Origin of the sequence: Devosia sp. LjRoot3, assembly GCF_964252865.1 — a bacterium.
Classification (GTDB): Bacteria; Pseudomonadota; Alphaproteobacteria; order Rhizobiales; family Devosiaceae; genus Devosia.
Genome location: NZ_CAXUPK020000002.1, coordinates 487,801 through 514,073 on the forward strand (window position 1 = coordinate 487,801; position 26,273 = coordinate 514,073).

At 63.5% G+C, this 26,273-nt stretch carries 27 protein-coding genes; 7 read left to right on the forward strand and 20 right to left on the reverse strand.

The window, feature by feature from the left end:
- The first annotated feature begins 14 nt into the window (after positions 1 to 14).
- On the forward strand, positions 15 to 2,009 hold the full coding sequence (locus ACSQ2A_RS09450) for a CocE/NonD family hydrolase (RefSeq protein ID WP_436072001.1): 1,995 nt from the start codon (positions 15 to 17) through the stop codon (positions 2,007 to 2,009).
- A 54-nt stretch (positions 2,010 to 2,063) separates the two neighbouring features.
- Here ACSQ2A_RS09450 and ACSQ2A_RS09455 read toward each other — a convergent pair whose 3' ends face one another.
- Positions 2,064 to 3,263 carry a multidrug effflux MFS transporter gene (locus ACSQ2A_RS09455; RefSeq protein WP_436072002.1) on the reverse strand — a complete coding sequence of 400 codons (1,200 nt, stop codon included), beginning with the start codon at positions 3,261 to 3,263 and terminating at the stop codon, positions 2,064 to 2,066.
- Positions 3,264 to 3,447: 184 nt separating this feature from the next.
- Here ACSQ2A_RS09455 and ACSQ2A_RS09460 point away from each other — a divergent pair, with 184 nt between their 5' ends.
- Positions 3,448 to 4,092: a TetR/AcrR family transcriptional regulator gene (locus ACSQ2A_RS09460; protein WP_436072003.1), complete on the forward strand. Its 645-nt coding sequence runs from the start codon at positions 3,448 to 3,450 to the stop codon at positions 4,090 to 4,092.
- 54 nt (positions 4,093 to 4,146) lie between these two features.
- On the opposite strand, the gene ACSQ2A_RS09465 is transcribed toward ACSQ2A_RS09460, so the two are convergent.
- The 8 genes from ACSQ2A_RS09465 to ACSQ2A_RS09500 form a co-directional block, all read right to left on the reverse strand.
- Complete coding sequence (locus ACSQ2A_RS09465) at positions 4,147 to 5,346, reverse strand: MFS transporter (protein ID WP_436072004.1); 1,200 nt, start codon at positions 5,344 to 5,346, stop codon at positions 4,147 to 4,149.
- A 58-nt stretch (positions 5,347 to 5,404) separates the two neighbouring features.
- On the reverse strand, positions 5,405 to 6,373 hold the full coding sequence (locus tag ACSQ2A_RS09470) for an AraC family transcriptional regulator (RefSeq protein WP_436072005.1): 969 nt from the start codon (positions 6,371 to 6,373) through the stop codon (positions 5,405 to 5,407).
- Between the two features lie 44 nt (positions 6,374 to 6,417).
- On the reverse strand, positions 6,418 to 7,371 hold the full coding sequence (locus ACSQ2A_RS09475) for an amidohydrolase family protein (protein WP_436072006.1): 954 nt from the start codon (positions 7,369 to 7,371) through the stop codon (positions 6,418 to 6,420).
- Positions 7,368 to 8,468 carry an LLM class flavin-dependent oxidoreductase gene (locus ACSQ2A_RS09480; RefSeq protein ID WP_436072007.1) on the reverse strand — a complete coding sequence of 367 codons (1,101 nt, stop codon included), beginning with the start codon at positions 8,466 to 8,468 and terminating at the stop codon, positions 7,368 to 7,370. The genes ACSQ2A_RS09475 and ACSQ2A_RS09480 overlap by 4 nt, the downstream gene beginning before the upstream one ends.
- A 21-nt stretch (positions 8,469 to 8,489) precedes the next feature.
- A complete protein-coding gene (locus ACSQ2A_RS09485; protein ID WP_353921285.1) occupies positions 8,490 to 8,639 on the reverse strand; it encodes a hypothetical protein in 150 nt (49 codons plus the stop codon).
- Positions 8,640 to 8,783: 144 nt separating this feature from the next.
- Positions 8,784 to 9,536, reverse strand: coding sequence for a F0F1 ATP synthase subunit A (locus ACSQ2A_RS09490; RefSeq protein ID WP_436072008.1), 753 nt, complete (start codon positions 9,534 to 9,536; stop codon positions 8,784 to 8,786).
- A gap of 20 nt (positions 9,537 to 9,556) precedes the next feature.
- Positions 9,557 to 9,733 (reverse strand): hypothetical protein, encoded by a 177-nt coding sequence (locus ACSQ2A_RS09495; RefSeq protein ID WP_295415389.1) that lies wholly within the window; start codon positions 9,731 to 9,733, stop codon positions 9,557 to 9,559.
- 75 nt (positions 9,734 to 9,808) lie between these two features.
- The gene (locus tag ACSQ2A_RS09500; protein WP_436072009.1) at positions 9,809 to 10,957 is read right to left on the reverse strand and encodes a calcium:proton antiporter; all 1,149 of its coding nucleotides are present in this window, start codon (positions 10,955 to 10,957) and stop codon (positions 9,809 to 9,811) included.
- A 178-nt stretch (positions 10,958 to 11,135) separates the two neighbouring features.
- Between ACSQ2A_RS09500 and ACSQ2A_RS09505 the strand changes: the two genes are divergently transcribed.
- Positions 11,136 to 11,471, forward strand: coding sequence for an ArsR/SmtB family transcription factor (locus tag ACSQ2A_RS09505; protein ID WP_436072010.1), 336 nt, complete (start codon positions 11,136 to 11,138; stop codon positions 11,469 to 11,471).
- Positions 11,468 to 11,932: an SRPBCC family protein gene (locus ACSQ2A_RS09510; protein ID WP_436072011.1), complete on the forward strand. Its 465-nt coding sequence runs from the start codon at positions 11,468 to 11,470 to the stop codon at positions 11,930 to 11,932. The genes ACSQ2A_RS09505 and ACSQ2A_RS09510 overlap by 4 nt, the downstream gene beginning before the upstream one ends.
- Here the strand turns inward: ACSQ2A_RS09510 and ACSQ2A_RS09515 are convergent.
- The 3 genes from ACSQ2A_RS09515 to ACSQ2A_RS09525 form a co-directional block, all read right to left on the reverse strand.
- Positions 11,929 to 12,228: a hypothetical protein gene (locus tag ACSQ2A_RS09515; RefSeq protein ID WP_436072012.1), complete on the reverse strand. Its 300-nt coding sequence runs from the start codon at positions 12,226 to 12,228 to the stop codon at positions 11,929 to 11,931. The genes ACSQ2A_RS09510 and ACSQ2A_RS09515 overlap by 4 nt on opposite strands.
- A gap of 34 nt (positions 12,229 to 12,262) precedes the next feature.
- Entirely contained in the window at positions 12,263 to 13,330 is a 1,068-nt protein-coding gene (locus tag ACSQ2A_RS09520; RefSeq protein ID WP_436072013.1) for an AbrB family transcriptional regulator, read from the reverse strand.
- A gap of 88 nt (positions 13,331 to 13,418) precedes the next feature.
- Positions 13,419 to 14,213 (reverse strand): sugar transferase, encoded by a 795-nt coding sequence (locus ACSQ2A_RS09525; RefSeq protein WP_436072014.1) that lies wholly within the window; start codon positions 14,211 to 14,213, stop codon positions 13,419 to 13,421.
- A 228-nt stretch (positions 14,214 to 14,441) separates the two neighbouring features.
- On the opposite strand from ACSQ2A_RS09525, the gene ACSQ2A_RS09530 reads away from it, so the two are divergent.
- Complete coding sequence (locus ACSQ2A_RS09530; RefSeq protein ID WP_436072015.1) at positions 14,442 to 16,127, forward strand: AAA family ATPase; 1,686 nt, start codon at positions 14,442 to 14,444, stop codon at positions 16,125 to 16,127.
- Here the strand turns inward: ACSQ2A_RS09530 and ACSQ2A_RS09535 are convergent.
- A complete protein-coding gene (locus ACSQ2A_RS09535; RefSeq protein WP_436072016.1) occupies positions 16,124 to 17,137 on the reverse strand; it encodes an NAD-dependent epimerase/dehydratase family protein in 1,014 nt (337 codons plus the stop codon). The genes ACSQ2A_RS09530 and ACSQ2A_RS09535 overlap by 4 nt on opposite strands.
- Positions 17,138 to 17,284: 147 nt before the next feature.
- Between ACSQ2A_RS09535 and ACSQ2A_RS09540 the strand changes: the two genes are divergently transcribed.
- Together ACSQ2A_RS09540 and ACSQ2A_RS09545 are read left to right on the forward strand one after the other, a co-directional pair.
- Positions 17,285 to 17,545, forward strand: a complete 261-nt coding sequence (locus ACSQ2A_RS09540; RefSeq protein ID WP_295415380.1) for a spike base protein, RCAP_Rcc01079 family — start codon at positions 17,285 to 17,287, stop codon at positions 17,543 to 17,545.
- Positions 17,545 to 19,467 carry a hypothetical protein gene (locus ACSQ2A_RS09545; protein ID WP_436072017.1) on the forward strand — a complete coding sequence of 641 codons (1,923 nt, stop codon included), beginning with the start codon at positions 17,545 to 17,547 and terminating at the stop codon, positions 19,465 to 19,467. The genes ACSQ2A_RS09540 and ACSQ2A_RS09545 overlap by 1 nt, the downstream gene beginning before the upstream one ends.
- Here the strand turns inward: ACSQ2A_RS09545 and ACSQ2A_RS09550 are convergent.
- The 7 genes from ACSQ2A_RS09550 to ACSQ2A_RS09580 are packed head-to-tail and all read right to left on the reverse strand — an operon-like array spanning position 19,400 to position 26,260.
- The gene (locus tag ACSQ2A_RS09550) at positions 19,400 to 19,999 is read right to left on the reverse strand and encodes a DapH/DapD/GlmU-related protein (protein WP_436072018.1); all 600 of its coding nucleotides are present in this window, start codon (positions 19,997 to 19,999) and stop codon (positions 19,400 to 19,402) included. The two genes, ACSQ2A_RS09545 and ACSQ2A_RS09550, sit on opposite strands and share 68 nt — an antisense overlap.
- Positions 19,996 to 21,081, reverse strand: a complete 1,086-nt coding sequence (locus ACSQ2A_RS09555) for a glycosyltransferase (protein WP_436072019.1) — start codon at positions 21,079 to 21,081, stop codon at positions 19,996 to 19,998. The genes ACSQ2A_RS09550 and ACSQ2A_RS09555 overlap by 4 nt, the downstream gene beginning before the upstream one ends.
- Complete coding sequence (locus ACSQ2A_RS09560; protein WP_436072020.1) at positions 21,078 to 22,214, reverse strand: hypothetical protein; 1,137 nt, start codon at positions 22,212 to 22,214, stop codon at positions 21,078 to 21,080. Before ACSQ2A_RS09560 ends, ACSQ2A_RS09555 begins: the two co-directional genes overlap by 4 nt.
- A complete protein-coding gene (locus ACSQ2A_RS09565; RefSeq protein ID WP_436072021.1) occupies positions 22,211 to 22,777 on the reverse strand; it encodes an acyltransferase in 567 nt (188 codons plus the stop codon). The genes ACSQ2A_RS09560 and ACSQ2A_RS09565 overlap by 4 nt, the downstream gene beginning before the upstream one ends.
- Positions 22,774 to 23,982, reverse strand: a complete 1,209-nt coding sequence (locus ACSQ2A_RS09570; protein ID WP_436072022.1) for a hypothetical protein — start codon at positions 23,980 to 23,982, stop codon at positions 22,774 to 22,776. Before ACSQ2A_RS09570 ends, ACSQ2A_RS09565 begins: the two co-directional genes overlap by 4 nt.
- On the reverse strand, positions 23,979 to 25,235 hold the full coding sequence (locus ACSQ2A_RS09575) for a WcaI family glycosyltransferase (RefSeq protein ID WP_436072023.1): 1,257 nt from the start codon (positions 25,233 to 25,235) through the stop codon (positions 23,979 to 23,981). Before ACSQ2A_RS09575 ends, ACSQ2A_RS09570 begins: the two co-directional genes overlap by 4 nt.
- Positions 25,232 to 26,260, reverse strand: a complete 1,029-nt coding sequence (locus tag ACSQ2A_RS09580; RefSeq protein WP_436072024.1) for a GDP-L-fucose synthase family protein — start codon at positions 26,258 to 26,260, stop codon at positions 25,232 to 25,234. Before ACSQ2A_RS09580 ends, ACSQ2A_RS09575 begins: the two co-directional genes overlap by 4 nt.
- Between the last annotated feature and the right edge of the window lie 13 nt (positions 26,261 to 26,273).

Consider the following 26,273-nt stretch of genomic DNA (forward strand, 5'->3'; position numbering starts at 1 on the left):
AACTGGACTATCCCATGTCGATCCGCATCGAAGAACATATCTGGATTCCCATGAGCGACGGCACGCGCCTCGGCGCGCGGCTGTTCCTGCCCGAGGACGAGGCGAAAGTCCCGGCCGTCCTCGAATATATCCCCTATCGCAAGCGCGACGGGACGCGCGGCCGCGACGAGCCTATGCACGGCTTCTTCGCGCAGAATGGCTATGCCGCCATTCGCGTCGACATGCGCGGCACGGGCGAGAGCGATGGCCATATGGCCGACGAATATCTCAAGCAGGAACAGGACGATGCTCTCGAAGTCATCGCTTGGATTGCCGCCCAGCCCTGGTGCGACGGCAATGTCGGCATGATGGGCAAGAGCTGGGGCGGCTTCAACGGCTTGCAGGTTGCTGCGCGCCGCCCGCCGGCCCTGAAAGCCATCATCACGGCCTATTCGACCGACAATCGCTATACCGACGACATCCACTATATGGGCGGCCTGCTGCTCAACGATAATCTCTGGTGGGGCACGATCATGCTGGCCTATCAGAGCCGGCCGCTCGACCCCGAGATCGTCGGGGAAGGCTGGCGGGAGGCTTGGCTCAAGCGCGTGGAAAACCTGCCGTTCTTCCCCGCGCTCTGGCTCGAACACCAGCGCTATGACGACTATTGGAAGCACGGTTCGGTCTGCGAAGATTTCTCGGACATCGAAGTGCCCGTGCTCGCCATTGGCGGCTGGGGCGACAGCTATACCAATGCCGTGCCGCGTCTGCTCGAAGGGCTCAAGACGCCGCGCAAGGCCATCATTGGCCCCTGGGGCCATGTCTATCCGCAGGACGGTGTTCCCGGTCCGGCCATCGGCTTCCTCCAGGAAGCCGTGCGCTGGTGGGACCATTGGCTCAAGGGCAAGGACACCGGCGTCATGAACGAGCCGGATCTTCGCGCCTATATCAATGACAGTGTCGCCCCCACCGGCACCCGCACCGATGCACCCGGTCGCTGGGTCGGCGAGGCGAACTGGCCGTCTGCGTCCATTGCCCCGAAACTTTTCCAGCTCGGCGGTGACCATGGCCTTTATATCGGTAGCGCTCCTGCCGGCATGCTGGCCATTTGCTCACCGCAGAGCCACGGCAAGGCCGGCGGCGAATGGATGGGCACCGGCTGTGTCGGCGAACACCCGACCGACCAGCGTCTCGATGACGGCGGCGCTCTCGTCTTTGACACGCCTGTGCAGACTGAGAGTTTCGAGATCCTCGGCGCGCCGGTGCTGAAACTCCGTGTGGCTTCGGACAAGCCAGTGACGCAGGTCTCGGTCCGTCTCTCAGACGTGCGGCCCGATGGTACGGTCACGCGTGTCAGCTATCAGGTGCTCAACCTGACGCATCGCGACAGCCATGAGCAGCCGGAAGCGCTGGTGCCGGGCCAGTTCTATGACGTGGTTGTAAAACTCAACGATTGCGGCCATCGCTTTGCCGCGGGTCACGCTATCCGCGTCGCTATCGGCACATCCTATTGGCCGATGGTCTGGCCGTCGCCCGAGCTGGCAACGCTTACCATCGATACGGCGAACAGCTCGCTGTCGCTGCCGGTGCGCAAGGCTGATGCCGGTGAAGTGAAACTGCCGCCGCCGGCCCATGGCCCGGCGACGCCGATCACCCAGCTTGATCCTGGCACGGTGCGCCGCTGGACCAGCCAGGATCATGTCGCGGGAACCACCACCTATGTCACCGAAGGCATAGGCGGTCTCTTCGGCGAAGGCATTTTGCGCTTCGACGATATCGGTACGGAGCTCAGCCACAGCCTCAAGCGCGAGCTGACCATTGCCGACAATGATCCGACCTCGGCCGAGTACGTTCTTACCCAGAGCTACGAGATGGGCCGCGATGGCTGGCGCATTCGGATCGACACGGTCACCAAGATGCGGTCTGACCGGGATACGTTCTACCTGACGGGCGAACTGTCGGTGGAAGAGAACGGCCTCGTCCGTGCCGAGCGGAACTGGGACCAGTCCTTCCCGCGCGACCTGATGTAAGCAAACGACTTTCGGCCTCGCCTGTTCTGGCGAGGCCGAAAACTGGACGGCCAATTATTCGGCGGCAACTGGCTGCGGATCGATCCTGAGGGTCAGGCGTGTCAGGACGAAGGCGATGGCGGCACAGGCGGCGATGCCGATGACCATGGGTTGAGCTGTGCCATCGAAAAAGCTGCCCACTACAGCCATGACCACAGCCGCCGTAACGAGCTGCAAGGTGCCCATCAGGGCCGAGGCGGTGCCGGCGATTTCGCCGTGACCATCGAGCGCCAGCACGGCGGTGGTGGGGATGACGAGGCCGAGGAAGCCGTAGCCGACAAAGAGCAGGGTCGCGAGCACGGGCAACTGGTTGAAGCCGGCGAGATAGATCACGACCAGAGCCAGCATGGTGACGACATAACCGGTCACTGCCGTGCGCACGATGGCGTTGAGGCCATAGCGTCGGGTGAGGACGCCGGTGAGCTGGGAGACGCCGATGAAGGACACGGCATTGATCGAGAACATCACGCTGTAGAGCGTGGGGTTGAGCCCATAGTGCTCGATGAGCACGAAGGAGGAATTGGCGAGATAGGCCATGAAGCTCGACATGCCGAAGGCGCCGATCATGGAAAGGCCGATGAAATTCCAATCGCGCAGCAGGAGGCCATAGCCGCGCAGGGCCGAGCCAACGCTGCTATCGAGCCGCAAATGCTTGGGGCGGGTTTCCTTGAGAGTGAAACCAACCAGCAGGAGACCGAGCACGCCGATGCCGGCGATGGCCCAGAAAATATCGCGCCAGCCGCCGAATTCGACGATCAGGCTGCCGGCGAGCGGGGCCAGAATCGGGGAAACCGAAAAGACCAGCATGAGCAGGCTCTGCAATTGGGCGGCATCGGCACCGGTATAGCCATCGCGCACGATGGCGCGGGGCAGGGCCATGGCGGCACAGGCGCCGACGCCCTGGAGGAAGCGGGCAGCAACGAGCCACTCGATGGAAGGCGCGAAGGCGCAGCCGACGGCGCCGATGGCAAAGAGCGCCATGCCGAAATAGAGCGGCGGCTTGCGGCCGACCATGTCGCTGATCGGGCCATAAAAGAGCTGGCAGACGGCGATGGCGGCCATAAAAGCCATGAGGCTCATTTGGACGCCGGCCGTGTCGGCGCCGAGATCGGCGCCGATGGCGGGCAGGGCCGGTAGATACATATCGATGGCGAAGGGGCCGATGGCCGATAGCAGGCCGAGCACCAGCGCGGCGCGCAGGATGGTGGGGTTCATTTGGCAATACCTCTCCGACCCGCGTCAAGGGCGGGCGGTCAGCGTGTTTTCGAGCAAGATTCGGGGCGGCAGGGAGGCGCCGCGACACCTTGATTTGGACACAAGTGTAAAAATTGGTCAAGATGTCGTGTCCAAAATTTTGGACACTGTTGTCTAATTTTTTCGAATGGGCTATGGTTTCTGCATGTCCACGATCGACCTCGCCCCGCCGCCTTTTGCCCCGCAGGCTACTGGAAAGCTGCGTGCCATTCTCGACGCGGCCAAGCGCGCCGTGGTGCGCGACGGGCTCAATGCCATCAGCATCGACGCCATTGCGGCCGATGCAGGGGTTTCGCGCCAGACGGTCTACAACCATCTGGGCGACAAGGAACAATTGGTCATCGCCGTTATCCGCGACGTGACGGCGCGTTCCAGTGCCTCGCTGATGGCAGCAGTGGCGACGTTTCCCGATCGTCCCGACGATGTCGAGGCGGCGCTGACCGAATTTGCGGTGCGGCTCCTGGATCCGTGCATGTGCGATATCGATGGCCGCGCGCTGCGCTGGCTGCTTGAACGCGAATCGGGGCGATATCCGGAATTGCTGCAGACCTGGCAGGCCTATGGGCCGGGGCAGGACTGGCCTATTATTGCGGGCTGCTTTGCCCGTCTCGCCGCCAATGGCTATCTTGAGATTGACGATGCGAGTGTCGCAGCCCGGCATTTTGTGGCGTTGATTTCGGCGGATCTGCCGACGGCCCCCTGTACGCGTCCGCCGCGAGAAGCCGTGCAGAAGGCCGCCTCGACCGGTGTGCGCACCTTTTTGCGGGCATTTGCGTCAAGGCAGAGATAGGCACTGGTGACGTAGGAGTTGGAAAGCCGCCCTTTGAGGGGCGGCTTTGTTTTGTCAGCGCTTGGGCTGGAGCAGGGCCAAAACCAGCGTGAGCCCTGCCAAAAGCGCCGTGACCATGAGATTGGTTACCGCCGAATAGGTGTCGACGATATAGCCGCCGACCAGGGCGCCGGTCATGATGGCGACCTGGAAGGAGACCACCATCAGGCTGCCCGAGCTTTCGAGGGCGTCGGTGGCCGAGCGGGAGAGATTGGCCTGCAGGGCAACAGGCGCCATGCCGAAGGCAAAGCCCCAGAGCGCGACGAAGGTGAAGGCGGCAGCGATCTGGCTGCCCCAAAGCACCAGAGCGATCGCGGCCAGAGCCATGATGCCGCCGGTGGTGGCGAGCGCGCGGCCGGCGTCGATATCGGCCAGCTTGCCGCCGGCAATCGTGCCCAGCACGGCGGCGGCACCGAAGCCGGCGAGCACCAGGGCGATCATGCCGGTTTCAAGGCCAGTGACCTGTTCGAGGAAGGGTCGGACATAGACCGAACCTGTCATGTGGCCAGCCATGAGCAGGATGATGGCAAGCATGCCCAGCTGCACGCCGCGGCGTTTTAGGAGACGCACCATGTCGCCCATGCTATTGCCGTCCGAGGCAGGCATGCTGGGCAGGCCGACGAGCTGCAGGACGATAGCAAGGCCGGAGAGGGCGGCGGTGAGGCCCATGGCGCTGCGCCAGCCGAGCCAATCGCCGATCAGGGCGCCCATGGAGGGAGCGGCGATGGTGGCGAGGGAAACGCCGAGACTGACCATGGCCGTGCCGCGCCCGATGGCGCCCGTGCCGACGAGCCGTGCGACCACGGCCACGGAAAGGGCCCAGAAGGCGCTGAGCGCGATGCCGAGACCGGCGCGGCCAATCAGCAGTACCCAGAAATCGGTGGCGAAAGTGGCCAGCAGATTGGAAGCGATGGCGAGGGCGCTGAGCCCGACCAGCACCGTCTTGCGGTTGATCCGGCCGATGAGGACATTGCTGAAGAGGGCGGCAAGGGCGCCGACAAGGGCAGTCACCGTGACCACCTGGCCCGCCATGCCTTCGCTGATACCGAGGTCGCGGGCCATGGGGGTGAGAAGCCCTGCTGGCAGGAATTCCGCCGATACCAGCGCGAAGCTCGTGGCAAGCATGCCGAGCATGGCAAGCCACGTCTTGGCGCTCCAGCCGGTCGAGACAGATGTGTCGGCAGCGAGGCCCGCGGAAATTGAAGTGTCAGTCATGAAGAGGTCTCCAGATCGGGAGACGTTCATAGACAGGATCCAAAAGACGATATGTGTCCTAAAATCCGAATTCCATATCAATTCGTCCGGAAGCGCTGCGGCGAACCGCGCCGGGCGAGGCGCTGGTGACGCGCTTGAAGGCGCGGGCAAAGCTGGCTTCGGATTCGTAGCCGAGTTTGGACGCCACTTCGGCGACGGGCATGCCGCTCTGGCCCAGCCATTCCTGCGCCAATTGCATGCGGAGACGGGTGAGATAGCGCGCGGCGCCTTCGCCAAGAATGGCACTAAAACGCTCGGCGAAGATGGAGCGCGATTGCCCGGCGGTGCCGGCAAGAGTTTCCAGCGTCCAATTGGCGCCGGGGTCGCGGTGCATGGCGACGAGGGCGCGGCCGATATGGGGATCGCGGATGGCGGCGAGCCAGCCGGTGGCGGAGGTGTCGTGGCTTTTCACCCAGCAACGGATGAGCCGGGCGGTGAGCAGGTCGGCCATGCGCGAGAGGATGGTGGCGCTGCCCATGCGCGGTTGACTGGCTTCAATGGCCATGGCTTCGAGCAGGGGATTGACCATGGGGTCGTGGGTCGCGACATCGCAGCCCCGGATGATCGATGGCATGAGGCTGATCAGCGGATGCAGCGCATAGGCGCCGAGCGCCATGGAGCCGCAGAAGATCATGCTGATATCGCCATCGCCCTGTTGCACCACCTCGCAGACATTGCCGCCATGGCCGGTTACCTGACACGCCGAGAGGGAGTTTTCGGTGACGCTGGGGGAGCTGGCGAGGCGATGCTCGACGCCCTGTGGCAAGAGGATCAGGTCGCCCGCGCCCAGTTCCTGCCAGCCCTCGGCCTCCGTATGCACCCAGCAGGGGCCTTTGCTCACGAAATGGAAGCGCAGCAGCGGCTGCTTGGGAAAGCTGATACTCCAGGGATGGCGCAGTTCGCAGCGGCCATAATTGACGCCGCTCAAGCGAAAATCCTGCAGGACTTCGCTCAGCGCATCGATGGTGGCGGACGAATTGTAATTCATGCGCAAAGTTTACAGTCAATTCGTCCGGCGAGCAAGCCGCGGAGCTACTCCGCGGCCTCGGCTTTTGCTGCGCGCAGGGCGAGCAGGCGACGCGCATTGCCGCCCGCGACCAGGCGCTGTTCGGCATCGTTGAGCCCGGCTTCGGCAAGGCTCGTGGCAAGACTCTCGGCCTGCAGCGCCGGCAGGATCGGCCAGTCGGTGCCGGCCAGCACGCGGTCGGCGCCGAAGAAGCCGGTCAGCGTGCGGACGATGGCGGGATCGGCGCCCATGGTGTCGAAGTAGATGTTGGGACGCGGCCGCTTCTGGCGCTCGGTGCGACCGTAAATGCCCCCGCGCGCCGCCTGCACGATGCCGCCGAGACCAAGCGTTGCAAAGATCAGGTGCAGGTCCGGCAGTTCTTCGAGAATGCTGGACTGAATGATGGAGAGGAAGGCGACGCCGTTCATCAGGCCGCGGCCAAGCGAATTGCCGAGCATGCCAGCGCCGGCGATGAGCACCTCGGAATTGGGATGGGCGACCGGATGGACGAAGACGGGGATCCGATGGCGGGCGGCGACTTCGAGGGTTGGTCGGGCCGATGGATCGGCGAGGAATTTGCCATTTCGCGAGGAGTCGATGACGAGGCCTGAAAGGCCGAGGTCCACGATAGCGCGTTCGGCTTCCTCTGCGCCTTCTTCGCCTGCAAAAACGTCGGTGACGGCGAAAGCGGCCAGTGATGGCTCGGCGGCGACAAGGCTTGCCAACCAGTCATTGGCTTCGGCAATGCCGGTAAAATCCACCGGGCCTTCGGCGCCGAAAAGGCTTTCCACCGTGGCGGTGACCACAGCGAGCGAAACGCCGGCGGATTTGAACTCATCGACCAGCGCTGATGGGGTCGTGATCTTGCGATAGATTTCGGGCGAGAACCCACCGGCAGGTTTGGCGAATTTGCCGCCCGGACCCCAGGCGGGCGGCCAAAGATGGGTGTGGATGTCGACGATATCGAGGGGAGCGCTCATTCTGCTGCTACCTTGCGGGCTTCGCGTTCGGCAATCCCGGCCTTGACCAGCGGCACGACATCGCGGCCATAGGTGACGGTGTCGGCGGTGGGGTAGAAGCCGCGGACGAGGAAATTGGAAATGCCGGCGTCGTAATAGTCGAGAATGGCCTCGGCGACCTGTTCGGGCGTGCCGACCAGCGCGGTGGAATTGCCGCCGGCGCCACTGGCTTCGGCCACTTCCGTCCAGAGCCGTTTGTCGAGCACTTTGCCGCGCTTGGCAGCCTCACGGAGGCGCACCGAGCCGACATTGCTCGGCAGCTTTTCGCCGTTGCCGCCGGCCTGCCGCGCCACGCCAGCCTTCACCTTTTCAAGGATGTCGGCGGCATTGGACCAGGCCTCGTCCTCGGTATCGGCAACGATGGTGCGGAAGGCCAAAGTGAAGCGGATTTCCGAGGGATCGCGGCCATTGGCAATGGCAGCGGCGCGCACCTTGGCAATGGTTTCGCGCGTGCCATCGAGCGGCTCGCCCCAGAGCGCGTAGATGTCGGCATGCTTGCCGGCGACGGCAACTGCCGCATCCGAGGAGCCGCCGAAGGAAATCGGAATGCGCGGCTTCTGGAATGGCTTTACCTGGCTGAAGGCGCCCTTGAACTTGTAGAAGCGCCCCTCGTGGTCGAAGGGCGCGTCGCTTTCCCAGACCTTCTTGAGCACTTCGATATATTCATCGGTGCGGGCATAGCGGGTGTCGTGATCCTCGAAATCGCCATCGCGCGCCTGGTCAGCATCGGAGCCGCCGGTGATGATGTGGACCCAGACGCGGCCTTCGGAAAACTGGTCGAGCGTCGCCAATTGCCGCGCGCCGAGCGTCGGCGCCATCAGGCCGGGGCGGTGGGCGAGGAGAGCGCCAATGCGTTCGGTCTGGCCGAACACGTAGGCGGCGATCTGGTTATTGTCCGGCCACTGCGCGAACTGGCCGATCAGCAGGCGATCGATACCCGCTGCCTCGGCTGCCTGTACGTGGTTGCGAATATAGGTCTTGTCGATGACGGGACCCGTCGTGGGGACGATGTCGGACCCCTCACGATTGGAGGTGTGACCGATGAATTCCGCTGCCATCCAAAACTCCTGGAGACTGGCTCAGCCGCTGATGAGGCCGAAGGCGATGCCGAGTGAGAAGAGGAACGCCACGCTCGCAGCCGCAAGCACGAGCCACTCGACCGCGCGCCGATGGAAGGCAGAGCGGGCGCTGGTGAGAATTCGGGGATTACCGGTCTCGATGGCAGCCATGGGATCACCTCGGTTTGAGAGATAAAACCCTAGTCAATTTATAGACATTGTCGATTGCGTTTTCAGCGCGGAATCCGCAGCCGCTTTTCGGCAATGAAGGAGGATGGAGAAAATCCTTCGCCATCCTCCAGCGGCAAGCCAGCGCTAGTGGGAGGGGTGCATGGCGTCGTTGAGATACATGCAGGTGAGGAGGGTGAAGACATAGGCCTGGATCACCGACATCAGCAGTTCCAGCGCGGTAATGGCCACGGTCATGATCATGGGCGCGACGGCCAGAGCAATGCCGAAGGGGCCGAGTGCCGACAGGTCGACGACGAAGCCGGCGAATACTTTTAGCGTGATGTGGCCAGCCAGCATGACCGCGAAAAGACGCACGGAATGGCTGATGGGGCGGGAGATATAGGAGATGATCTCGATGGGGACGATGACCGGCGCCAGATAGAGCGGCAGGCCGCTGGGCATGAAGAGGCCGAAGAATTTTGGGCCATGTTTCACAAGGCCATAGAGGGTGACGACAGCAAAGACGAAAAGGGCGAGGGCGGCCGTCACCACGATCTGTGCGGTAACGGTAAAGGCATAGGGGAACATGCCGATCATGTTGGCGACGAGGATGAAGCTGAAGAGCGAGAAGACGAGCGGGAAAAACCGCATTCCCTCCCTGCCGATGATCGAGATGACGAGGCTTTCGATGGCCTTGTAAAGCATCTCGCCGGCCACCTGCAGGCGGCCAGGCAGCAATGCCTTCTTGTGCCCCGCCAGCACCATGAAGCCGCCGGCGACCGCTACGGTGAGCAGCATATAGGCCGATGCATTGGTGAAGCTGAAATCGTGTCCGGCGATAGGGCTCAGCGGGAAGATCGGCTCGACGACGAACTGATGGATGGGGTCATTGGCCATGGCATATCCTCGGATAGTGGTTATTTGGTCAGCCGCAGCGCCACGAGGCCCACGGCGAGGCCGAAGGCGGAGGGCAGGAGGCTGGTGATGATTGAGCCGGCTGTGCCTTGGGCGGCGCCCATGCCGGTAAGAATGTCGGCGGCGAGATAGCCGATGAGGCAGCCGATAAGCACGATGACGTTGAGCGGGTTTGACATGGGACACCTCAAAAAGGGGTCGTCCCCGCTTAGCCCCATGCCATCAGGTCGTCCTGATGGCGGGCGTCGGCTCTACTAGGTCAGGAACAGCAACACGCCGTAGACGGCGAAAAGCGTCAGGTGCAGCGTGCCCTGCAATGCCGAGGCGCGCTGGCCGAGAAAGGTCAGGGTGGTGAGGCCAATGGTGAGCAGCAGCAGCACGGTTTCGGTCGGCGTCACGCCCATGATCACCGTCTTGCCGGTGAAGAGGCCGACAAAGAGCACGGCAGGCACGGTGAGCCCAACCGTCGAGACAAAGGCACCGAGGCAGAGATTGATGGAACGCTGCAACTGATTGTCGACGGCAGCCCGGATGGCGGTGATCGATTCTGGCGTGAAGACGATGATGGCGATCAGCACGCCGCCAAGGGCGACCGGGGCGCCCACTGCGCCAATGCCAAAATCGATGACCAGAGCCAGGTCATGGGCCAGCAGCACGATGGGCAGCATCAGCGCGACCAACAGGATCGAGCGGATAACGATGGCGCGCTTGTCGAGACTCGACACCGACCCCGCTGGAGCGTTGGTACCGGTCGAACGAAGCGGAACAACCAGTTGCCCGATGTCGGGCTGAATAAAGTAGCGCTTGTAGCCGCGGGTCTGCATCAGCAAGAACGCGCCATAGAGCACGGTCGTGAGAATGGCAAAGGCGGCGGCCTGCATTGGCCAGAAGGTGCCATTTCCCGTGCTGAGCGTATTGGGAAGGATGAGGCCGATACCGGCCAGAAGCAGGGTCATCGACACATAGGCCATGGCGCCTTGTGAATTATATTCCTGCTCGCCGAAGCGGCGTCCGCCCAGGATCAGGCAGATGCCCATGACGAGATTGAGAATGATCATCATCACCGCGAAAATGGAATCGCGGCCGATGGTCGGGTTCTCGCCCGGCCCCAGAAGCACCGCGGCGATGAGGATGACCTCGATCATGACGATGGACAGCGTCAGGATGAGCGTGCCGTAGGGTTCGCCCAATTGATGGGCGAGATAGTCCGCTTCGTGCACCACGCCGAAGGCGGCAAGCAGGATGGTCGAGAAGATCACGACGAAGCAGACCACGGCGATCAGCGGGGCGATCGGTTCGTGCAGCCAGGTCGGGCCGAAGATGAGGAAAACGATCACGACGCCCCAAGCGACAAGCAGCTTGGCGATGGTGCCGTTGGGGATGTATTCGCGGAGCGTGGACACGGTTGCTATCTCCTCAGGGTCGTCCCCGATCAATAGAACCGATTTTCAGGGCCGTCCCTGTCGGTGACGGTTCCACAACCGTCGATACCGCATTTAGACGATCCGGTTTTCGTTGTCCATGGCCGCAAATCAGAAACTTAGCCATTGAGCTAAGCTTTGTGACGTGATACTTAGCCTTATGGATCAGTATTCACTCGATACGCTCTTTCAGGCACTGGCCGATCCGACGCGCCGGGCCGTTATTGGCCGGTTGGGCAAAGGCGCTGCAAGCGTGGGCGACCTGGCGGCGCCGTTCGATATGGCGCTGCCCTCGTTCATGAAGCATGTGCACATGCTCGAAGTGGCGGGGCTGATCCACACGCGCAAGGAAGGCCGGGTGCGCTATTGCGAAATCGACGAGGCGCGGCTGGCTGCGGTCGGCTCTTGGCTCGACGAGCAGCGCGCCATCTGGGAGAGCCGCACCGATCGGCTCGAGCGATTTGTTGCTGAAAGACAGAAGGAACAGGAACGATGAATTTTCGTCCCGAAACGGATCTGGAAATCACCCGCGTCATCAAGGCGCCGCGCAGTGCCGTCTGGCAGGCCTGGACCAATCCGGACCAGTTTGCGCAGTGGTGGATTCCGGCGCCGGCGCTGTGCCGCGTCGTCCAAATGGATGTGCGGCCGGGCGGCGCGCTGCTCACGGAAATGAGCGAAGACGGCGGCGCTTTCGGGCCGCATATGGATGCCTGCTACCTTGCAGTGGAGGAGGGGCGGAAAATCGTCCTCACCAATGCGCTGAGCGGCGGCTGGCGGCCGGCCCCCAGCCCGTTCATGACCGCCGTCATCACGCTGGACGATCATGATCAGGGCACGGCCTATCGAGCCCATGTGCTGCACAAGGACGCGGAAACGCGCGCCTGGCACGAGGAAATGGGCTTTTTTGACGGCTGGGGCACCGTCGCCGCGCAATTGGCGGCGCTGGTCGAGCGCTAGTAGACCGGACGGTAGGTGCCGGGTTCGAAGAACTGCATTTCTTCGCCGCCCCCGGGCTTACGAACGAAGGCGCGGATGCACCCGTTCCAGCGTTCGACACGGGTCGCATCGACGCCCATGCGGCGCAGCTCCATCATGTCGAAGTCATTGCGCTCCTGCTCGGTATACTTGCCGCCGATCGAGAAGCCGAAGGTCACGCGCCCGCTGTCGAAGGCGCCGTCACAAAATGGCGCCGCGACGCTGCTTCCAGTCAGCAGAGCAATAAAGCCGAGGGCGGGCATTAAGTGGCGGGTCATTTCGAATCTCCAGAGTCAGGGGACTATCTAGGCCTCAATTATGGCGTTGCTGCGCCGAGCGGCGCTCCTGCCAGCGAATTATCACGACGACAGCCGGGATGGCAAAACTGAGCATGAGCAGGCGTATAACATGATGCGCCGCAATGAAGGCAGTGTCATAGCCAAGGGCAATACCGAGGGCGCCCATGCCCTCAAGAGCACCGGGTGAGAGACCGAGCCAGATCTGGCCAAAAGGCATGTCGACCAGTTGCGCGACAGCCAGCGTCATTAGTGTGACGATGCCGACGGTCATGGCGGTCGCAATGAGCCCGCCCTTGGCGGCGGCCATAAATTCCTGCCGGGTGATGCCGACGAAACGGGCGCCGATCATGGCGCCGGTCAGGACGAAGGTGATGATCACAAGCGGCGTCGGCATGGCTTCGGAATAGAGCCCGCCGAGTTTGGCGGCGGTGGCCGCGGCCATGGCGCCGAGCACCATGCCCGCCGGAATGCGCAGCCGGTCGAAAATCCAGCCGACCGCGACGCAGCCGAGCGCTAGAAGCATCAGTTGCAGGGGCGAGAGGAAGGCGCTCGCCGTTGCCACCTCGAAATGATCGATGGGCAGGAAGGTCGCGCCGATCGGCACGGCGATGGTGAGCATCAGGATGCGGATGACCTGGATGATGACGATCTGCCGGGAATTTCCGACCCCGGTCGCGGCTATGCCCATGACGAAGGAGAGATGACCGGGAAAGGAGCTGAGATAGGCCGTGCCCGCATCGAGCCCGAAGACGCGGCTCAGCATCCAGCCTGTGGTGGCGACGATGATGACCAGTTCGATGGCAAGGGCGGCAAGGCTGATCGGCCAACTGGCGAGAAGCGCAAGACTATCCGGCGCCACGCTGGCACCCATGGACATGCCGATGAGGACGAAAATTACGTTGCGCAGCCAATCGGGCAGCACCACCGGAACGCCCGCCATGGCGGCAATGGTCACGGCGAGGGCGCCGCCCATCAGCCAGCCGGCCGGGAGCCCCAGCAGCGTAGCGAGGCCTCCACCCGCAGCAGAAATGGCCAGCGTCAGGAGCAGGACGAAAAAATTCTTCGGCTGGGGCAGGGGCATAGCGGAAGGGTAGCAGGCGGGAAGGATGTTACCCGCCTATAGGTTCCGCACCGCTTTGTCACCCGCCTCGGCGCCTGGCGCGATCACATCAGTGGGTCGCGGAGCGCCAGACCTCGCCAAAAGTCTTCCAGACGATTTTTGCATCCAGCCAGAGCGAGAAATTCTGCACATAGGCAAAGTCGTGGCCGATACGCTTCAGCGCCTTGATCTGATCCGTGGTGGGGCCACGCAGGCCCTGGCATTGGGCCCAGCCCGTCAGGCCCGGCCGCATGGACTGGCGAAAGACATAGTGTGGCACGAGGTCGTCGTAGTCCATGCCCGCCGCCTGCATGCCCGGTACATGTGGGCGAGGGCCGACGAGCGACATGTCCCCGACAAGGACATTGAGCAATTGGGGTAGCTCATCCACGCTGGTCCGACGGATGAAGGCGCCGATACGGGTGACGCGATTGTCGTTGGCGGTGGCCTGGTGGATGCCCGCCGCATCGCAGCGATCGGCATACATCGAGCGGAATTTGAGAAGCGCGAAAACCTTTCCGTCGCGGCCGAGGCGCCATTGCCGGAAGAAGACCGGCCCATTGTCGGTTCGCTTGATCCAGAGGGCAATCAGCAGGAAGAGCGGCGAGAGGAGGAGCAGGCCGAACGCCGAGGCGAGAATATCTATGGATCGCTTGACCGTCAGCGAGATCGATCGAGACCGGGTGGCTTCGGGCGGTACCGCGCGGCCGTTGTGCCAATGCACGGTAAGGCCACTCTGAGGGCGGGTCAGCGTGCGGGGGGCATAGGCGGTCCGCACGAAGTCATGACGGGCCGACGTGCGGACAAAATTCGCCGCCGCGGTCCGGCTGGTCTTGCGATCAACTCGATTTGCCGTCCGCTTCATTGAAGCCGCCCAGTGTTATTGATCTGCTTAACGTCTCATTAACCATGATCAACAGTTGGCCGGCATTCTGTCCAGCGCCTAACACTGGTTATGCGCATGGATTTGGTGGTGGTGCCCCTTCGAATGACGATTGCCAAGGTTTGATAAATGTAATTCTATTTTCGGAGGGCTGGGGAGGTTGTTCTGATCATTCCGCGCGCCGAGGCCGAGGCCTTTCTTGGTGTATTGGTGCGCCATGGCCGGCTCATCGTTTTCGTCGTTTTGGTCACGATACTGGGTGCGCTGTTTGCCGTGAGCGTGCTGCGACCCATTTACACGGCGACCGCGCTGCTTGTCGTTGAACCCGCTGGCAATCTGCTAAGCCCCGGTGGCACGCCGCGGGCGGATACCCCAAACAATGGCGCGATCGATGGCATCGTCGAGATCATGCGCTCCGATCCGGTGCTGACGCGTGCCATGGAACTGGTGGATCCCTTCGCGCTGGCCGATTTTTCCTCGGGGTTTGATCTGCAGCCGATGTTTCTGGGCTTTTTTCGCATCGATGCCGAGCCGTTGGCGGCGGGAGAGGCGGGACGGGCGCAGGTGCTTAAGTTGGTGCACAATTCCGTCTCGATCAATCGCCGTGGCCTGACCCCGGTGATTGCCATCCGTGCCAATGCCACCTCGCCGGAATTTGCGGCCCGCCTCGCCAATGCCGTCGGCGAGGCGCATATAGAACTCGAGGTGGCGGCCAAGTCCGATGGCCTGCGAAAGGCACGCGCCCTGATTGAAGAACAGGTCGATGGCGGGCGCCGGCAGGTGCTGGCGCTGGGCGAGACCCTGGCAAGCCTGAAAGCCGCAAGCGCGGCCGAACCGAACGGGCTATCGGCGAGCTTTCAGCCGCAGATCGCCTCCACCATGCATAGCCTCGATCTGGCGCGGGACCAGTATCAGCGTCTGTTGCTAAGATCGGCGGAGCTTGAAGAGCAGGCCCAGCTGCAACTGCCCGATGCACGTCTTGTAGCACCGGCATCTCCACCGTCAGATGCCGGATTTCCAGATATCAGGACGACGCTGGCCGTCGCCGCTCTCCTGGGGCTCGCCGTTGCCCTCGCCTTGGCCTTCACCTTCGATGGGTTGGCGAGCGGGGTGCGCAGCACGGACGAACTGGCCGAGGCCATTGGCGTGCCTGCGGCCGTCGCCATGCCGCGGCTGCATGCGAGCCGTTTCGACGGCACCAGCCATGCCGATCAGGTCGTCACCGCGCCACTCTCGGCATTCTCGGAAGGCATGCGGACGTTGCAGGTCAATCTGCAGCGAAGCCTGCTATCGGGAGCAGGCGGGCAGGTGGTTTTCGTGCTCTCGCCCGGCGATGGGGAGGGCAAGACGACAACGGCGCTCGGGCTTGCCCGCGCCTTCGATGCGGCGGGGCGGCGCGTCTTGCTGCTCGATGCCGATGTTCGTTCGGCAGCGTTGCATCGGCATGTCGATGTGCCCCTGGCGGGCGGGTTTGAACAGGTTCTGGCCGGAGACGTGGACATTCGCCAGCTTGCGAGCATGGTGCGCAAAGATCCGCTCTCAAAGCTGTCCGTGCTGGTCAATTCCGGCCGCAGCGTGGTGCCGGCGGAAGTGCTTTTTGGCGGTCCTACCTTCGCCAATGTGCTCAGGGGCGTAAGGGCCAGCTACGACATCACCATTGTAGACATGCCTTCGCTGCATTGGTCGGCGGAAGCGGCCTATATCCTGCCTCATGCCGATGCCGTGGTCCTCGTGGCGAGTTGGGGGCGGACGGAGCGGGCCAAGCTGCGCGAGGCGCTGGTTGCCATAAGGCAGGCCCATCCCCTGCCGGTGCCGCTCGTTCCGGTTCTGGCGCTGCAGCCAAAGGTCATCAGATGGCCCACCCCGCGCTACGAGCCGGGCTATTCGTCGCGCTAGGATCGTCCGTAGTAGCTGAAATACCAGTCGACGAAGGCGGAGACGCCGGCTTTGACACTGGTCCTGGGCGCAAAGCCGGTGAGGGCCATCAGCAAGGCCGGCGCAGCATGGGTTTGCTGAACATCGCCCTGCTGCATGGGCAGCAGGTTTCGCCGGGCCTTTTTGCCCAAAGCTGCCTCGACCGTGTCGATGAACGGCAAGAGGCCGACGGGTTGCCCGCCGCCGATATTGACGCTGCGCCATGGCGCGACCGGGGAGAGGGAATCCATGCCGCCCGGCACCTCGATGGGCTGACCTCTTGCCGGCGCCAGCGGGATCAGCCGGGTGAGCGCTTCGACGAGATCGTCGATATAGGTAAAATCGCGCTGCATATGGCCTTCGCCATAGACATCGATGGGCTCATCGCGCCCGATGGCCGAGACGAACTTGAAGAGCGCCATATCCGGCCGGCCCCAGGGGCCATAGACGGTGAAGAAGCGAAAGCAGGTGGTCGGCAGACCGAAGAGGTGGGCATAGGCGTGGCTCATCGCTTCGCCGGCCTTCTTGGTCGCGGCATAGAGCGAGATGGGGAAATCGGTGCGGTCGGTTTCGCCGAAGGGTACGGTCTCGTTGCCGCCATAGACCGAGGAGGTCGAGGCGAAGAGCAGGTGCTGCGTGCCGGTCCGGCGCAGTACTTCGAGAAGGTTGAAGGTGCCGGTGAGATTGGAGTCGTGATAGGTCCGCGGCGCCTCGATGCTGTATCGGACCCCGGCCTGGGCAGCGAGGTGGATGACGACATCCGGAGCAAAATCGGCAATGGCCGTCTCGAGGGCGGCGCGATCTTCGAGCATTGCCTCGGTGAAGGAAAAGCTGTTCGACGGCGTCAGAAGCGCGAGACGCGCCCGCTTGAGCGACACGTCGTAATAGGCCGTAATCCCATCATAGCCGTGCACGCGATGACCGTCTTCGAGCAGACGCCTGGACAGGTGATAGCCGATGAATCCGGCCGAGCCGGTTATGAAGATCTTCATTTTATCCCCGCGCGTGCTTGCCATCCGATAGCGCAAAACTCCTGAAAATGCCGTTATTTATGCCGGTCGGCTAATTGCCGTGGCCGATTTGTCCCCGCTCTCTGTCGCGCACCTAGACTTGAGGCTCCTCTCTCAGCGGAGCCGATCATGGCCGACATATTCTCTTCGCATAATATCGACGTGGCGGCACCAGCCGCCGGCGCCTTTGCCATCACGCCCAGCGATGGCACCATTTTCGACCAGCCGACGCGGGCCCTTTATGTCGGCGCCGCCGGCACCGTCCAGGTCGAAATGCTCTGGGGCGGCACCGTCACCTTCGAAGGCGTACCCGGCGGCTCCATGCTGCCAATCCGCGTGCGCCGCGTGCTCAGCGGCACCTCGGCCGGCTTTCTCGTCGGGCTTTACTGATGAGCGGCCGTGCGGGGCCCGCGCTCGGGCTTGGTTATTTTCCCGGCACCATGCCGGCCGAAGCGGGCGGCGCATGGCTCGATGCCGACTTTGCCCATGGCCGCTTTCGCTTCGCCGGCCGGACGCTGGCCACTGAAAGCCAGTTCCGGCTGGCGGTCGGCGGAACCGTGCCGGCCAGCGGCCAATTGGTCATCGGGCCGCATGTCGCCGAGACAGCGCCGGAGCTTTTGTCCGATGGCAATTTTGCCGGCGGCAGTGCCGGCGATTGGTCCAGCGTCGGCAGTGCGGTGGCCGTCGCGTCCGGGGCGCTGCGGGTGACAGGCAGCGGTGGCAATGGCTCGGGCGCCTATCGCACCATTGCCGGGTTGATCCAGAGTGCCGGCCGGGCCTATCGCCTTGTCGGCGAGGTGTGGCGCGAAACCTCGTCCAATGTGACGCTGGGTTTTGGTGCCGGGGGCGGGGGCACGGCCAACTATGCGCAGACGGCTAATCTCACCGTCACGACGCCGAGCCAGTCGGTACTTTATTGCGGCGGGTTCAACCCCTCGACCGCTTCAATTGCGCTGCGCAACCTGACCAATCCATCCACCGGCATTTATTGGGCGGACAATCTCTCGCTGCGCGAGGCCTTGCCCTGCGCCGGGTTTCGGCCAGGCGCCCTGTGCGGACTGGTCGAGGCGACGACGCCTGCCAGCGGTGGTGCCGGCGGCGTGGTGTTCCAGGCCGATGACAATGCCGATTTCAACGGCAACTGGTTCGAGCGCAATTTCATCCGCCTCATCTGGGATGCGAGCCAACGCCTGCGTTTCATCGTGTCCTTCGGTGGCAGCGGCACGCAGGTAGAGCAGGTCAATCTCGATCTTGGCGTGGTCCCGGCCGGTAGTGCCTTCGCCGTGGGATTTTCGGCGACGGATGGCGAATATCGTGCGGCCCTTATGGGGCAGCCGGTGCAGCAAGCGCTTTCTGGCACCTTTCCGGGGCTGGCGGCGCTGCGGCTTGGCCGTGGGCGCTCAAGCGTTTCCGGTCTCTGGACCGGCAGCATCGAGCGGGTGCGGCTTTTTTCCGAGCCCATGGGCGAAGAGCAGTTTGCAGCGCTCGTGGCCGGTACCGGCATTGTCGCCTGGGGCGATAGCCTGACGGCCAGCGCAGGAGCAACCGGCGGCAGCACCGGCAGCGCGACCTATCCGGCGGTGGCGCAAACGCTGTTCTCGCCGCGCCGGGCCGTTGTGCGGCAGGGAGCCGGCGGGCAGACCTCGACGCAGATTGCGGCGCGGATGAATGCCGTGCCCATTCTTGTGACCGTGTCTGGCGGCGCCATTCCGGCGTCCGGCTCGGTGGCCGTCACCGACAAATCGGTCAATGTGCTGGTCGGCACGGGCGGCTATGTCGGGAGCTTGAAGGGCTGGCTGGCGGGCGTTGAAGGTGCGATGTCGACGGACGGTTCGGGCAATTGGAGTTTTGCCCGGAGTGCGACGGGCGCAAGCGTGCCGGTGGCCGCCAATGCGCGCTTCACCTGTGCCTGGGGGCAATATCTGCGTGGGCATACGGCCTGGCTATGGCTGGGGCGCAACGGGGCGCAGGCCGGGCATAGCGTGCTGGGCGATATTGCGGCCGCGGTCGCCTCGCTCGGTCATGGCCGCTATCTCATCGGCGGCATCCTGCCGAGCACGGCCGATAGCGGGGCCGGACTGACGCAATTGGCCGCACTCAATGGACAATTGGTCAGCACCTATGGAGCCCGCTTCGTGAACCTGCTTTCCGTCCTGTCGGCTGCAGCGAACGGAACTGCGGAAGATACCAGCGATGTGGCGGCTGGTTTCGTGCCACGTTCCCTGCGCTCCGACCATCTGCATCTCAACGATGCCGGCTATGCCATTGTGGCGCAGGCATTTCATGCGGCGCATATGGCGAAGGGTTTTTGAGGCCCGGCTGACGCATGCGCAGAAAATGGGCGGGGTTGCCGATGTGGATGGCCCGATCGGGTATGTCTGAAAAGGCAACGGCGCCCGCCCCGAGAACTGCACCTGTGCCCAGTGTCACGCCCGGACCGACAATGGCCCGGGCGGCGACCCAGGCCTCGGGCCCGATATGGATAGGCCGGGCTACAAGCGCAAAGTCCGGCGCATCGACGTCGTGTGTGCCGGCTAGCAGATGGGCATACTGGGAGACGATGGCATTTTGGCCCAGGTGTATCGGGGCTTGGCAGTAGATCACGCTCTGCCAGCCGATGACCGCGCCATCTTCGAGAGAGAGATGGGGCGGGTACCAGATTTTGGCGCTGCCATAGACACGTACACCACGCCCCACCTTGGCGCCGAAAAGGCGCAGAATGGCGCAGCGCCAGTCATGCAAAGGTGGCGGCGTCCAGGCGGCGAGCAGTGTCCAGCAAATGCTCCACAGCGCGCGGTAGAGGCGATTGCTCAGGGAAAAATGCCGATCTGCGAGGCGCTTCATGATCGTGGCCCATCGAGAATGCGCGCATAGTGGTTGAGCATCGAACGGGCGATATCGCGCCAGAAGAACGGCCGGGCCGCCTCCCGGGCGCGTGCGGAGCGCACAGTCTTCTCCTTGTCGCCCATCGCCTCCATTCGGGCGAGGAGGGCAGGAAAGTCGGAAAAATCCAGTTCCATACGCAGCGCCACGTCGGCCGCGAAAAGCTGCGGCAGGTGACAGGCTTCGGTCAGGATCGGAATGCAGCCATGGCTGATAGCTTCAAGCGCCGCCATGGGCAGACCCTCGCTCAGCGAGGGGAGAATGAAAAAGCTGGCCGCCGACAAAGCCTGGGCCTTGCTCTCGCCGCCAAGCGCGCCGACGAAGCGAACGCGCTTTTGCCCTTTGCAGCGGGCAGCGACCTCCGCTTCGTAAGCGGGCTCGCCCCAGCCTGCTATGCTCAGCACCGTCCGCTTCGAGTGCTGCTCCCAGGCGTCAACAAGCGGAAGAACCTGCTTCTTCTCATGCAGTCGGCCGAGATAGAGCGCGCCGGAGCGTTTTTGCGGTTCGGTCGCTGGGGCTGGTTCGACGCCGTTGGGCAAGGTGAAAATGCGGTTGGCAAGACCGGGCATATAGGCGAGTGCGGTCGCGGCCTCGTGCTCGGAGAGGGCATGGAGGTGGGCGCGAGTGAGCATGGGGCGCTCGAACAGCGCCGCATGGGGCCGCTTGAGCCATGGCTTTCGCGCCAATATCCAGGGATCGAGCATGCCGCGCGGCGATACGACGACCTTGGTTCCGCTCGGGGCGAACCGGCCATGAATGGAGCCGGCCGACCAGATGCCATGGACGTGGAGAATATCGGGCTTTAGCTGCGCGATCTCGGCCTGCATGGCGAGAGAAAAGCCATAGCGGCTGTGGCCGAGAGGATGAGTAAGAAGCGGTAGCTTGCCCCAGACATGTTTTTCATCCCCAAAACCACTTTCGTGGCCGCCCGCTACCATTACCTCCGCTCCGAGATTGGCCATGGCCCGGGCAAGGCCCGAGACCGAGTGATAGAGTCCGCCGGCAGAGCGCCCAAGACGCGTCGAATAGTGGACGATCCTCATGGACGACCGCCTGCCTGGGGTGCGCGGGTGTCTTGGTTGGCCTGGAGCCAGAGCAGCAAGACAGCGCCATAGCCGAGCGTTTCAAAGGCAACAAATACAAGTGGAGATGCCTGGGCCAAAGCCAGCGCCAGACCCGCGACGCCGAGAACGCAGACATTCACCAGGCCTGCCAGCGCGAGGCGGTGCCGGCCCTGAAGCTGGAAGGCATAAATGCCGGTGGACGAGAGCTTTTCAAGACTCTGCCAGGCAATGAGCACCAGAACCAGACCGTGCGGAACTCCCAGCCCTGGGGCAGCCAGTGCCACCAGGATGCCGGCCACCAGCGCGACGGCGGCTTGGCCGGTCAGGCTGAGCCCCATGCTCGTCCGGTGCCGCGCCAGTTCAACCCGCCGCAGGTAGGTAACGAGCAGGCCTGCTGCGTTAAAAGCCTGCTTGGCATAGATGATCAGCGCCGGCAGGGGCCCGGAAAAACTTGCGCCGAGCACGAAGAGAACGGCGCGACCATAGAGTTGGCCAATGCCCTGCGCACCCATGATGGTGATGATTTCCATCAGCGCCGGGCCAAAGTCCGCCTTTGCCGAGAAACGATCGGCGCGTACGAGGAGCACATGCGCTGCCGCCAGGATGACGGTGCTCCAGAGCGCTGCATGCCCCGCCGTTTCGGCGGTGATGTCCCCGGCGAGAACGGCACCGAGGCAAAGCGGCAGCATCCAGCCGTTTTGCAGCAGCATGGCCCAGTGCTGAAACCCGCGCCGGTCGAGGTCAGCGTCGAGGAGAGAAAATCGCAGTAGCAGCGCGATGGCCAGGAAGGGCAGGAGCGTAGCGGTGTCGGCTGGGGCGAATTGCCAAAGGACCGGAAGCGCCGCAACAAGCAGTGCCGCGACGCCCGCGCGATAAACGAGATAGGCAGATCGCAGCGCACCATCGCTGTGCCGCAGCCGGAGCATGGCCGGGATAAGTCCCGAGCTGCCATCGAAGGCGAAGAAGACGAGCCCCAAAAGCCCGCCATACTTGGCGAGGGACAGGACGGCATCAGTTTGTCCTGTGGCGACAAGCCAGGTCTGGGCAAGAAACAAGGCGCCGGGCGGCGCCGCGGCCAATGCGAGGCCCGCCATGTGCCGTGCGGCCGTCATGGCAATGTCCTTTGGACGCGCGCTGGGGTGCCGAAGGCTATGGCGCGCGCGGGGATGTCGTGATTGACCAGACTATGCGCGCCAATCACCGCGCCATCGCCGATGGTCACCCCCGGCAGGATGGTGGCGTGGCGGCCGATCCAGACATTGGTGCCGATGGTCACAGGCCGGATGACAAAACCGCTTTCGAGAACCGGCACGGCCGGATCGATCCTGTGGTCGCTGTCGCGGATGGAGCAGTTCTCTCCGATGCGCGTGCCGTCGCCAATCGCAACGGCCTGGCGTGCGGAGAGGATCGTACCCTGATTGACCGACACCTCGCGACCAAGCCGCAGGGTGCCGCCTTCGGCGACGGCAAGGCTGATATTGGGGCCCAGAAAAGTTCGGTCGCCGACCTCTATTGTTCCGGTAACGCCGGCACAGCGGATCGGGCCGGCAAAGGTAATATGCCGGCCGAAGTCGACCCAGGCGAGGTAGATATAGCAATACCAGAGGCTACGCGCCGCGCGTGCCGTGAGGTCGACAGCCTTGGTCACATAGCGCGAAGCGTTGTGCCGGGTCATGACACCACCCTTGGGAGACGCGGCACGTGGGTGGCGCGCCAAAGGCAGCCAATGGCCGCGGCGAGAAGGAGAATGGCCAGCCGGTAGATCGCCGTGTCGAAGCCGCCGCGCAGTGCAAAAATGGCGAGCAGGGGGATCAGGCTGACGATGAGCGCCTGCATAAGCGGTTGCAGTCGGGTGAGGGCGCGATAGGCATTGTCGAGCAGGGCCAGCGCGCCACCGAAGGCGATGCCAATTGCCGCGACGCAGATGAGGCCACCTGCAGCAAAAGCCTCGCCGGCAAGACCCGGTGTCAGGCCGCCGAGCCCGTCGCGCGCTTCCATCAGGCGCAGTGCGCGGCTCAGTTGCATCGGTTTTTCGGGGAAGAGCGCGCGCGGAAACAGCTGTTGCAGCACCTGCCAATAGTGCGCGCCTTGATAACCGGCTTCTTCGGTGAAACGAGCCGCCAGGGCATAGCTTTCGAGAAGCGAGAGTTGCGACACGGTCAGCCGTAGGGCGCTAGCAATATCTGTCGCCTCGCCCTGCAAAGTGAGGCGGAGGCTGAGCGTGAGCGTGGCCAAGAAAGCCGCGACCATGGCTGGCAACAAAAGGCCGCGCAGCCGAACGCGCCGATGGGCGAGGAAGACGAGGCCGAAGGCCATGGCGGTGATGACAAACTGGGTTCGTCCACCAAGGAGCCAGAAGGTCAACAGCACCGCACCCATCGAAAACCACGGCGGTGCCGACCGGTTTGCGGCCGAATAGACGCAGAGAATAGCCGTCGTGAAAGCCGCGAGGCAGGCAAGGGCATAGGTCAGCGAAAACAGGAAACTGTCGACGGGCAGGCGCAGGAAGCCGGTCTGGGCGAAGCCGAAGAGGCCTCCGGGCGCAGCGGTGATCAGGCCAAGTAGTGCAATCAGCACCAGAGTGTGGAACCGCCTTGGTGCCGCGGAGACGGCGACTTCCGTCAGCGAAACGCCTGCAGCCGGAGACCGCGCAAACAGCCAATAGCCGGTGTACCAGGCGAGGCTTGTGAGCCCGGTAATGGTCGTCGCGGTACCGATCTGGGCTCGCAAGGTTGCGGAGATGGTGTCGGGGTCGAGCCAAACCAGCGGCAGGGCGTGGAACAGCAGGATGGCCAGGCTCAGAAGCATCAGGCCGGGCCGCCCATGGCTCAGCGCAAGAAGCAGGCCCACGCTGCCGGCTGTGATGAGTGCGAGCGTCATTGGCGCGGGCTTTCGGCAGCAAGGGCGCGATCGCCGCTCTCGTGCGCCGCCTCAATCGCAAAAGCGAAGTGCCCCAAAATAGTTTCGCGGTGCCAGCGCCGCTCCGCCCGGCGCCGTGCCGCCTCTCCAAGGCCTTGGGACAGTGCCGGATCATCGCAGAGTCGTTCGATCGCTCTGCCAAGCGCGACTGCGTCGCCCGGTTCGACGGCGAGGCCGCAACCTTCGATCTCGTCGAAAATGCCAGTGCCCTTTGCCGCCGTCGCAATGACGGGACGACCGGAGGCCAGCATGTTGGCGAGCTTGCCGGGCAGGACGAGATCGGCAGCGCCGGCAATCTGGGGCAGCAGGTGTACGGTCGCGAGCCCCAAAAGCTCGCTCAGCTGTTCGCGCGGTTGCAGATCGAAGAAGCGGACATTGTGTAAACCTGCCGCCATGGCTTCGAGTTCGGCCCGATATGGACCATTGCCGCGGATGACGAAGGTGATGTCGTCGCGGTGTGTAAGGCATCGCGCGGCTTTTATGATGAGGTCGAGCCCCTGCTTGCGCCCCAAAGCGCCGGAATAGAGCGCGACGTGAGTCGTTGTGATCCCAAATTTCTGCCGAAAAAGAGATGGCCGGGCGAGAGGCGACACCTCGGCGAGATCGCCCCAATTCCGGTGTTCGGCCACGCGTTCGCGCAAAACCCCTTTCTCGGCTAGCCGGCGGCACATGGCGGGGGAGATGGTGCTGACCCGCCCAAATCCCCGCAATATCCACCGTTCCACTGCGCCGAGCAGTTTTGCGGTGCCGCGGTTTTTCGAAACAAGGCCGGTCGCCACAGCCGCTTCGAACTCAAAATCCTGGAGATGCAACCAGGCGCTTGCGCCGCAGAGCCGAGCGGCAAGCAGCGCCAAGGGTGCGGCCATGAGGCTCGGAGCAATCGCGATCACCCGGTCGGGGCGCCAGAACATGGCCTCGCTGAGCAAAATGGGTGCGGCAGCAAGGGCAAAGCTGAATTGATGCAGCAGGCGCATCGCGCCGCTGGGGCGGGCGGGGATGAAGTGCGGCACGCGGCAGATACGAACGCTGCCCAAGTCTTCCCGGCTCCAGCCGCGATGGCCGGGGCGTGGACGCCACTCGGGATAGTAGGGTTGGCCAACGACGGCGCGCACCTCGTGGCCGCGCTCGGCTAGGGCTTCGACGAGCCCTGCTGTATAGGGGCCAGTGCCGATGAGTTCGGGCGCATAATTGAGGCCCAGCAGCAGGATTTTCATGCCGCCGCCTCGCGCGCCAATTGCGCCCGGTACCAGGCATAGGTCTCCGCCAACCCTTCGGAGAGCGCAATCTTGGGTCGCCATCCCATCTGCTGCAGGCGGCTGGTATCGAGGAGTTTTCGCGGCGTGCCGTCGGGCTTGCTGGGGTCGAGCGCAATGGCGCCGTCATAACCCACCGTCCGGCAGACCAAATGCGCAAGATCGATCAGCGCGATGTCCTCGCCATAGCCGACGTTCACCGGGTTGGCGCCGGAATAGGTTTTGAGCAGCAGCACCAGCGCATCGGCGCAGTCGTCGACATGGAGAAATTCCCGCCTTGCCGTGCCGGTACCCCACAGTTCGAGTTGTCGCGCGCCGCGGCTTTTGGCTTCATGCGCCTTGCGCAGTAGGGCGGGGAGCACGTGTCCCGCCTCAAGGTCAAAATTGTCGCCAGGGCCATAAAGATTGGTCGGCATGGCGGCGATGTAGTTGCGGCCGAACTGCTGGCGATAGGCCTCCGCCAGTTTCAGCGCCGTAATCTTGGCGAGCGCGTACCACTGGTTGGTCGTTTCGAGCGGCCCTGTAAGAAGGGCCTCTTCGCTGATCGGCTGCGGCGCCAATTTGGGATAGATGCAGCTTGAGCCAAGGAACAGAACACGATCGATATCGGCCTGATGCGCCGCCCTGGCGATGTTCAGATTGATGGCGAGATTGTCGGTCAGGAAACCGACCGGGTCCTGCATATTGGCCAGAATACCGCCGACCCTTGCGGCAGCAATAATGATGGCATCGGGTTTTGCTTCCCTGACAAAGCCTTCCACTTCCGCCTGACGCGTCAGGTCCAGCTCGCGCCGGTCGAGGGTGAGCAACGTGCAGGCTTCGCCCTTGAGCCGCCGCAGCAGGGCCTGCCCGACCATGCCTCTGTGGCCGGCAATCCAGATGGTTTTGCGCGCGATCGAGAAGCCTGGTTTTGCCGTTTCTGCCGTGTGGTGGTCCGGGTGCGCCTGTGCCAAAGGCAAGGCTTCGCCCTCATGCTCTTCCGACATTTTCGTGGCCCCC

Coding starts and splice junctions, on each gene's coding strand:
- ACSQ2A_RS09450 (WP_436072001.1), top strand. CDS start 15: ATGTCGATCCGCATCGAAGAACATATCTGGATTCCCATGAGCGACGGC.
- ACSQ2A_RS09455 (WP_436072002.1), bottom strand. CDS start 3,263: ATGAACCCCACCATCCTGCGCGCCGCGCTGGTGCTCGGCCTGCTATCG.
- ACSQ2A_RS09460 (WP_436072003.1), top strand. CDS start 3,448: ATGTCCACGATCGACCTCGCCCCGCCGCCTTTTGCCCCGCAGGCTACT.
- ACSQ2A_RS09465 (WP_436072004.1), bottom strand. CDS start 5,346: ATGACTGACACTTCAATTTCCGCGGGCCTCGCTGCCGACACATCTGTC.
- ACSQ2A_RS09470 (WP_436072005.1), bottom strand. CDS start 6,373: ATGAATTACAATTCGTCCGCCACCATCGATGCGCTGAGCGAAGTCCTG.
- ACSQ2A_RS09475 (WP_436072006.1), bottom strand. CDS start 7,371: ATGAGCGCTCCCCTCGATATCGTCGACATCCACACCCATCTTTGGCCG.
- ACSQ2A_RS09480 (WP_436072007.1), bottom strand. CDS start 8,468: ATGGCAGCGGAATTCATCGGTCACACCTCCAATCGTGAGGGGTCCGAC.
- ACSQ2A_RS09485 (WP_353921285.1), bottom strand. CDS start 8,639: ATGGCTGCCATCGAGACCGGTAATCCCCGAATTCTCACCAGCGCCCGC.
- ACSQ2A_RS09490 (WP_436072008.1), bottom strand. CDS start 9,536: ATGGCCAATGACCCCATCCATCAGTTCGTCGTCGAGCCGATCTTCCCG.
- ACSQ2A_RS09495 (WP_295415389.1), bottom strand. CDS start 9,733: ATGTCAAACCCGCTCAACGTCATCGTGCTTATCGGCTGCCTCATCGGC.
- ACSQ2A_RS09505 (WP_436072010.1), top strand. CDS start 11,136: ATGGATCAGTATTCACTCGATACGCTCTTTCAGGCACTGGCCGATCCG.
- ACSQ2A_RS09510 (WP_436072011.1), top strand. CDS start 11,468: ATGAATTTTCGTCCCGAAACGGATCTGGAAATCACCCGCGTCATCAAG.
- ACSQ2A_RS09515 (WP_436072012.1), bottom strand. CDS start 12,228: ATGACCCGCCACTTAATGCCCGCCCTCGGCTTTATTGCTCTGCTGACT.
- ACSQ2A_RS09520 (WP_436072013.1), bottom strand. CDS start 13,330: ATGCCCCTGCCCCAGCCGAAGAATTTTTTCGTCCTGCTCCTGACGCTG.
- ACSQ2A_RS09525 (WP_436072014.1), bottom strand. CDS start 14,213: ATGAAGCGGACGGCAAATCGAGTTGATCGCAAGACCAGCCGGACCGCG.
- ACSQ2A_RS09535 (WP_436072016.1), bottom strand. CDS start 17,137: ATGAAGATCTTCATAACCGGCTCGGCCGGATTCATCGGCTATCACCTG.
- ACSQ2A_RS09540 (WP_295415380.1), top strand. CDS start 17,285: ATGGCCGACATATTCTCTTCGCATAATATCGACGTGGCGGCACCAGCC.
- ACSQ2A_RS09545 (WP_436072017.1), top strand. CDS start 17,545: ATGAGCGGCCGTGCGGGGCCCGCGCTCGGGCTTGGTTATTTTCCCGGC.
- ACSQ2A_RS09550 (WP_436072018.1), bottom strand. CDS start 19,999: ATGAAGCGCCTCGCAGATCGGCATTTTTCCCTGAGCAATCGCCTCTAC.
- ACSQ2A_RS09555 (WP_436072019.1), bottom strand. CDS start 21,081: ATGAGGATCGTCCACTATTCGACGCGTCTTGGGCGCTCTGCCGGCGGA.
- ACSQ2A_RS09560 (WP_436072020.1), bottom strand. CDS start 22,214: ATGACGGCCGCACGGCACATGGCGGGCCTCGCATTGGCCGCGGCGCCG.
- ACSQ2A_RS09565 (WP_436072021.1), bottom strand. CDS start 22,777: ATGACCCGGCACAACGCTTCGCGCTATGTGACCAAGGCTGTCGACCTC.
- ACSQ2A_RS09570 (WP_436072022.1), bottom strand. CDS start 23,982: ATGACGCTCGCACTCATCACAGCCGGCAGCGTGGGCCTGCTTCTTGCG.
- ACSQ2A_RS09575 (WP_436072023.1), bottom strand. CDS start 25,235: ATGAAAATCCTGCTGCTGGGCCTCAATTATGCGCCCGAACTCATCGGC.
- ACSQ2A_RS09580 (WP_436072024.1), bottom strand. CDS start 26,260: ATGTCGGAAGAGCATGAGGGCGAAGCCTTGCCTTTGGCACAGGCGCAC.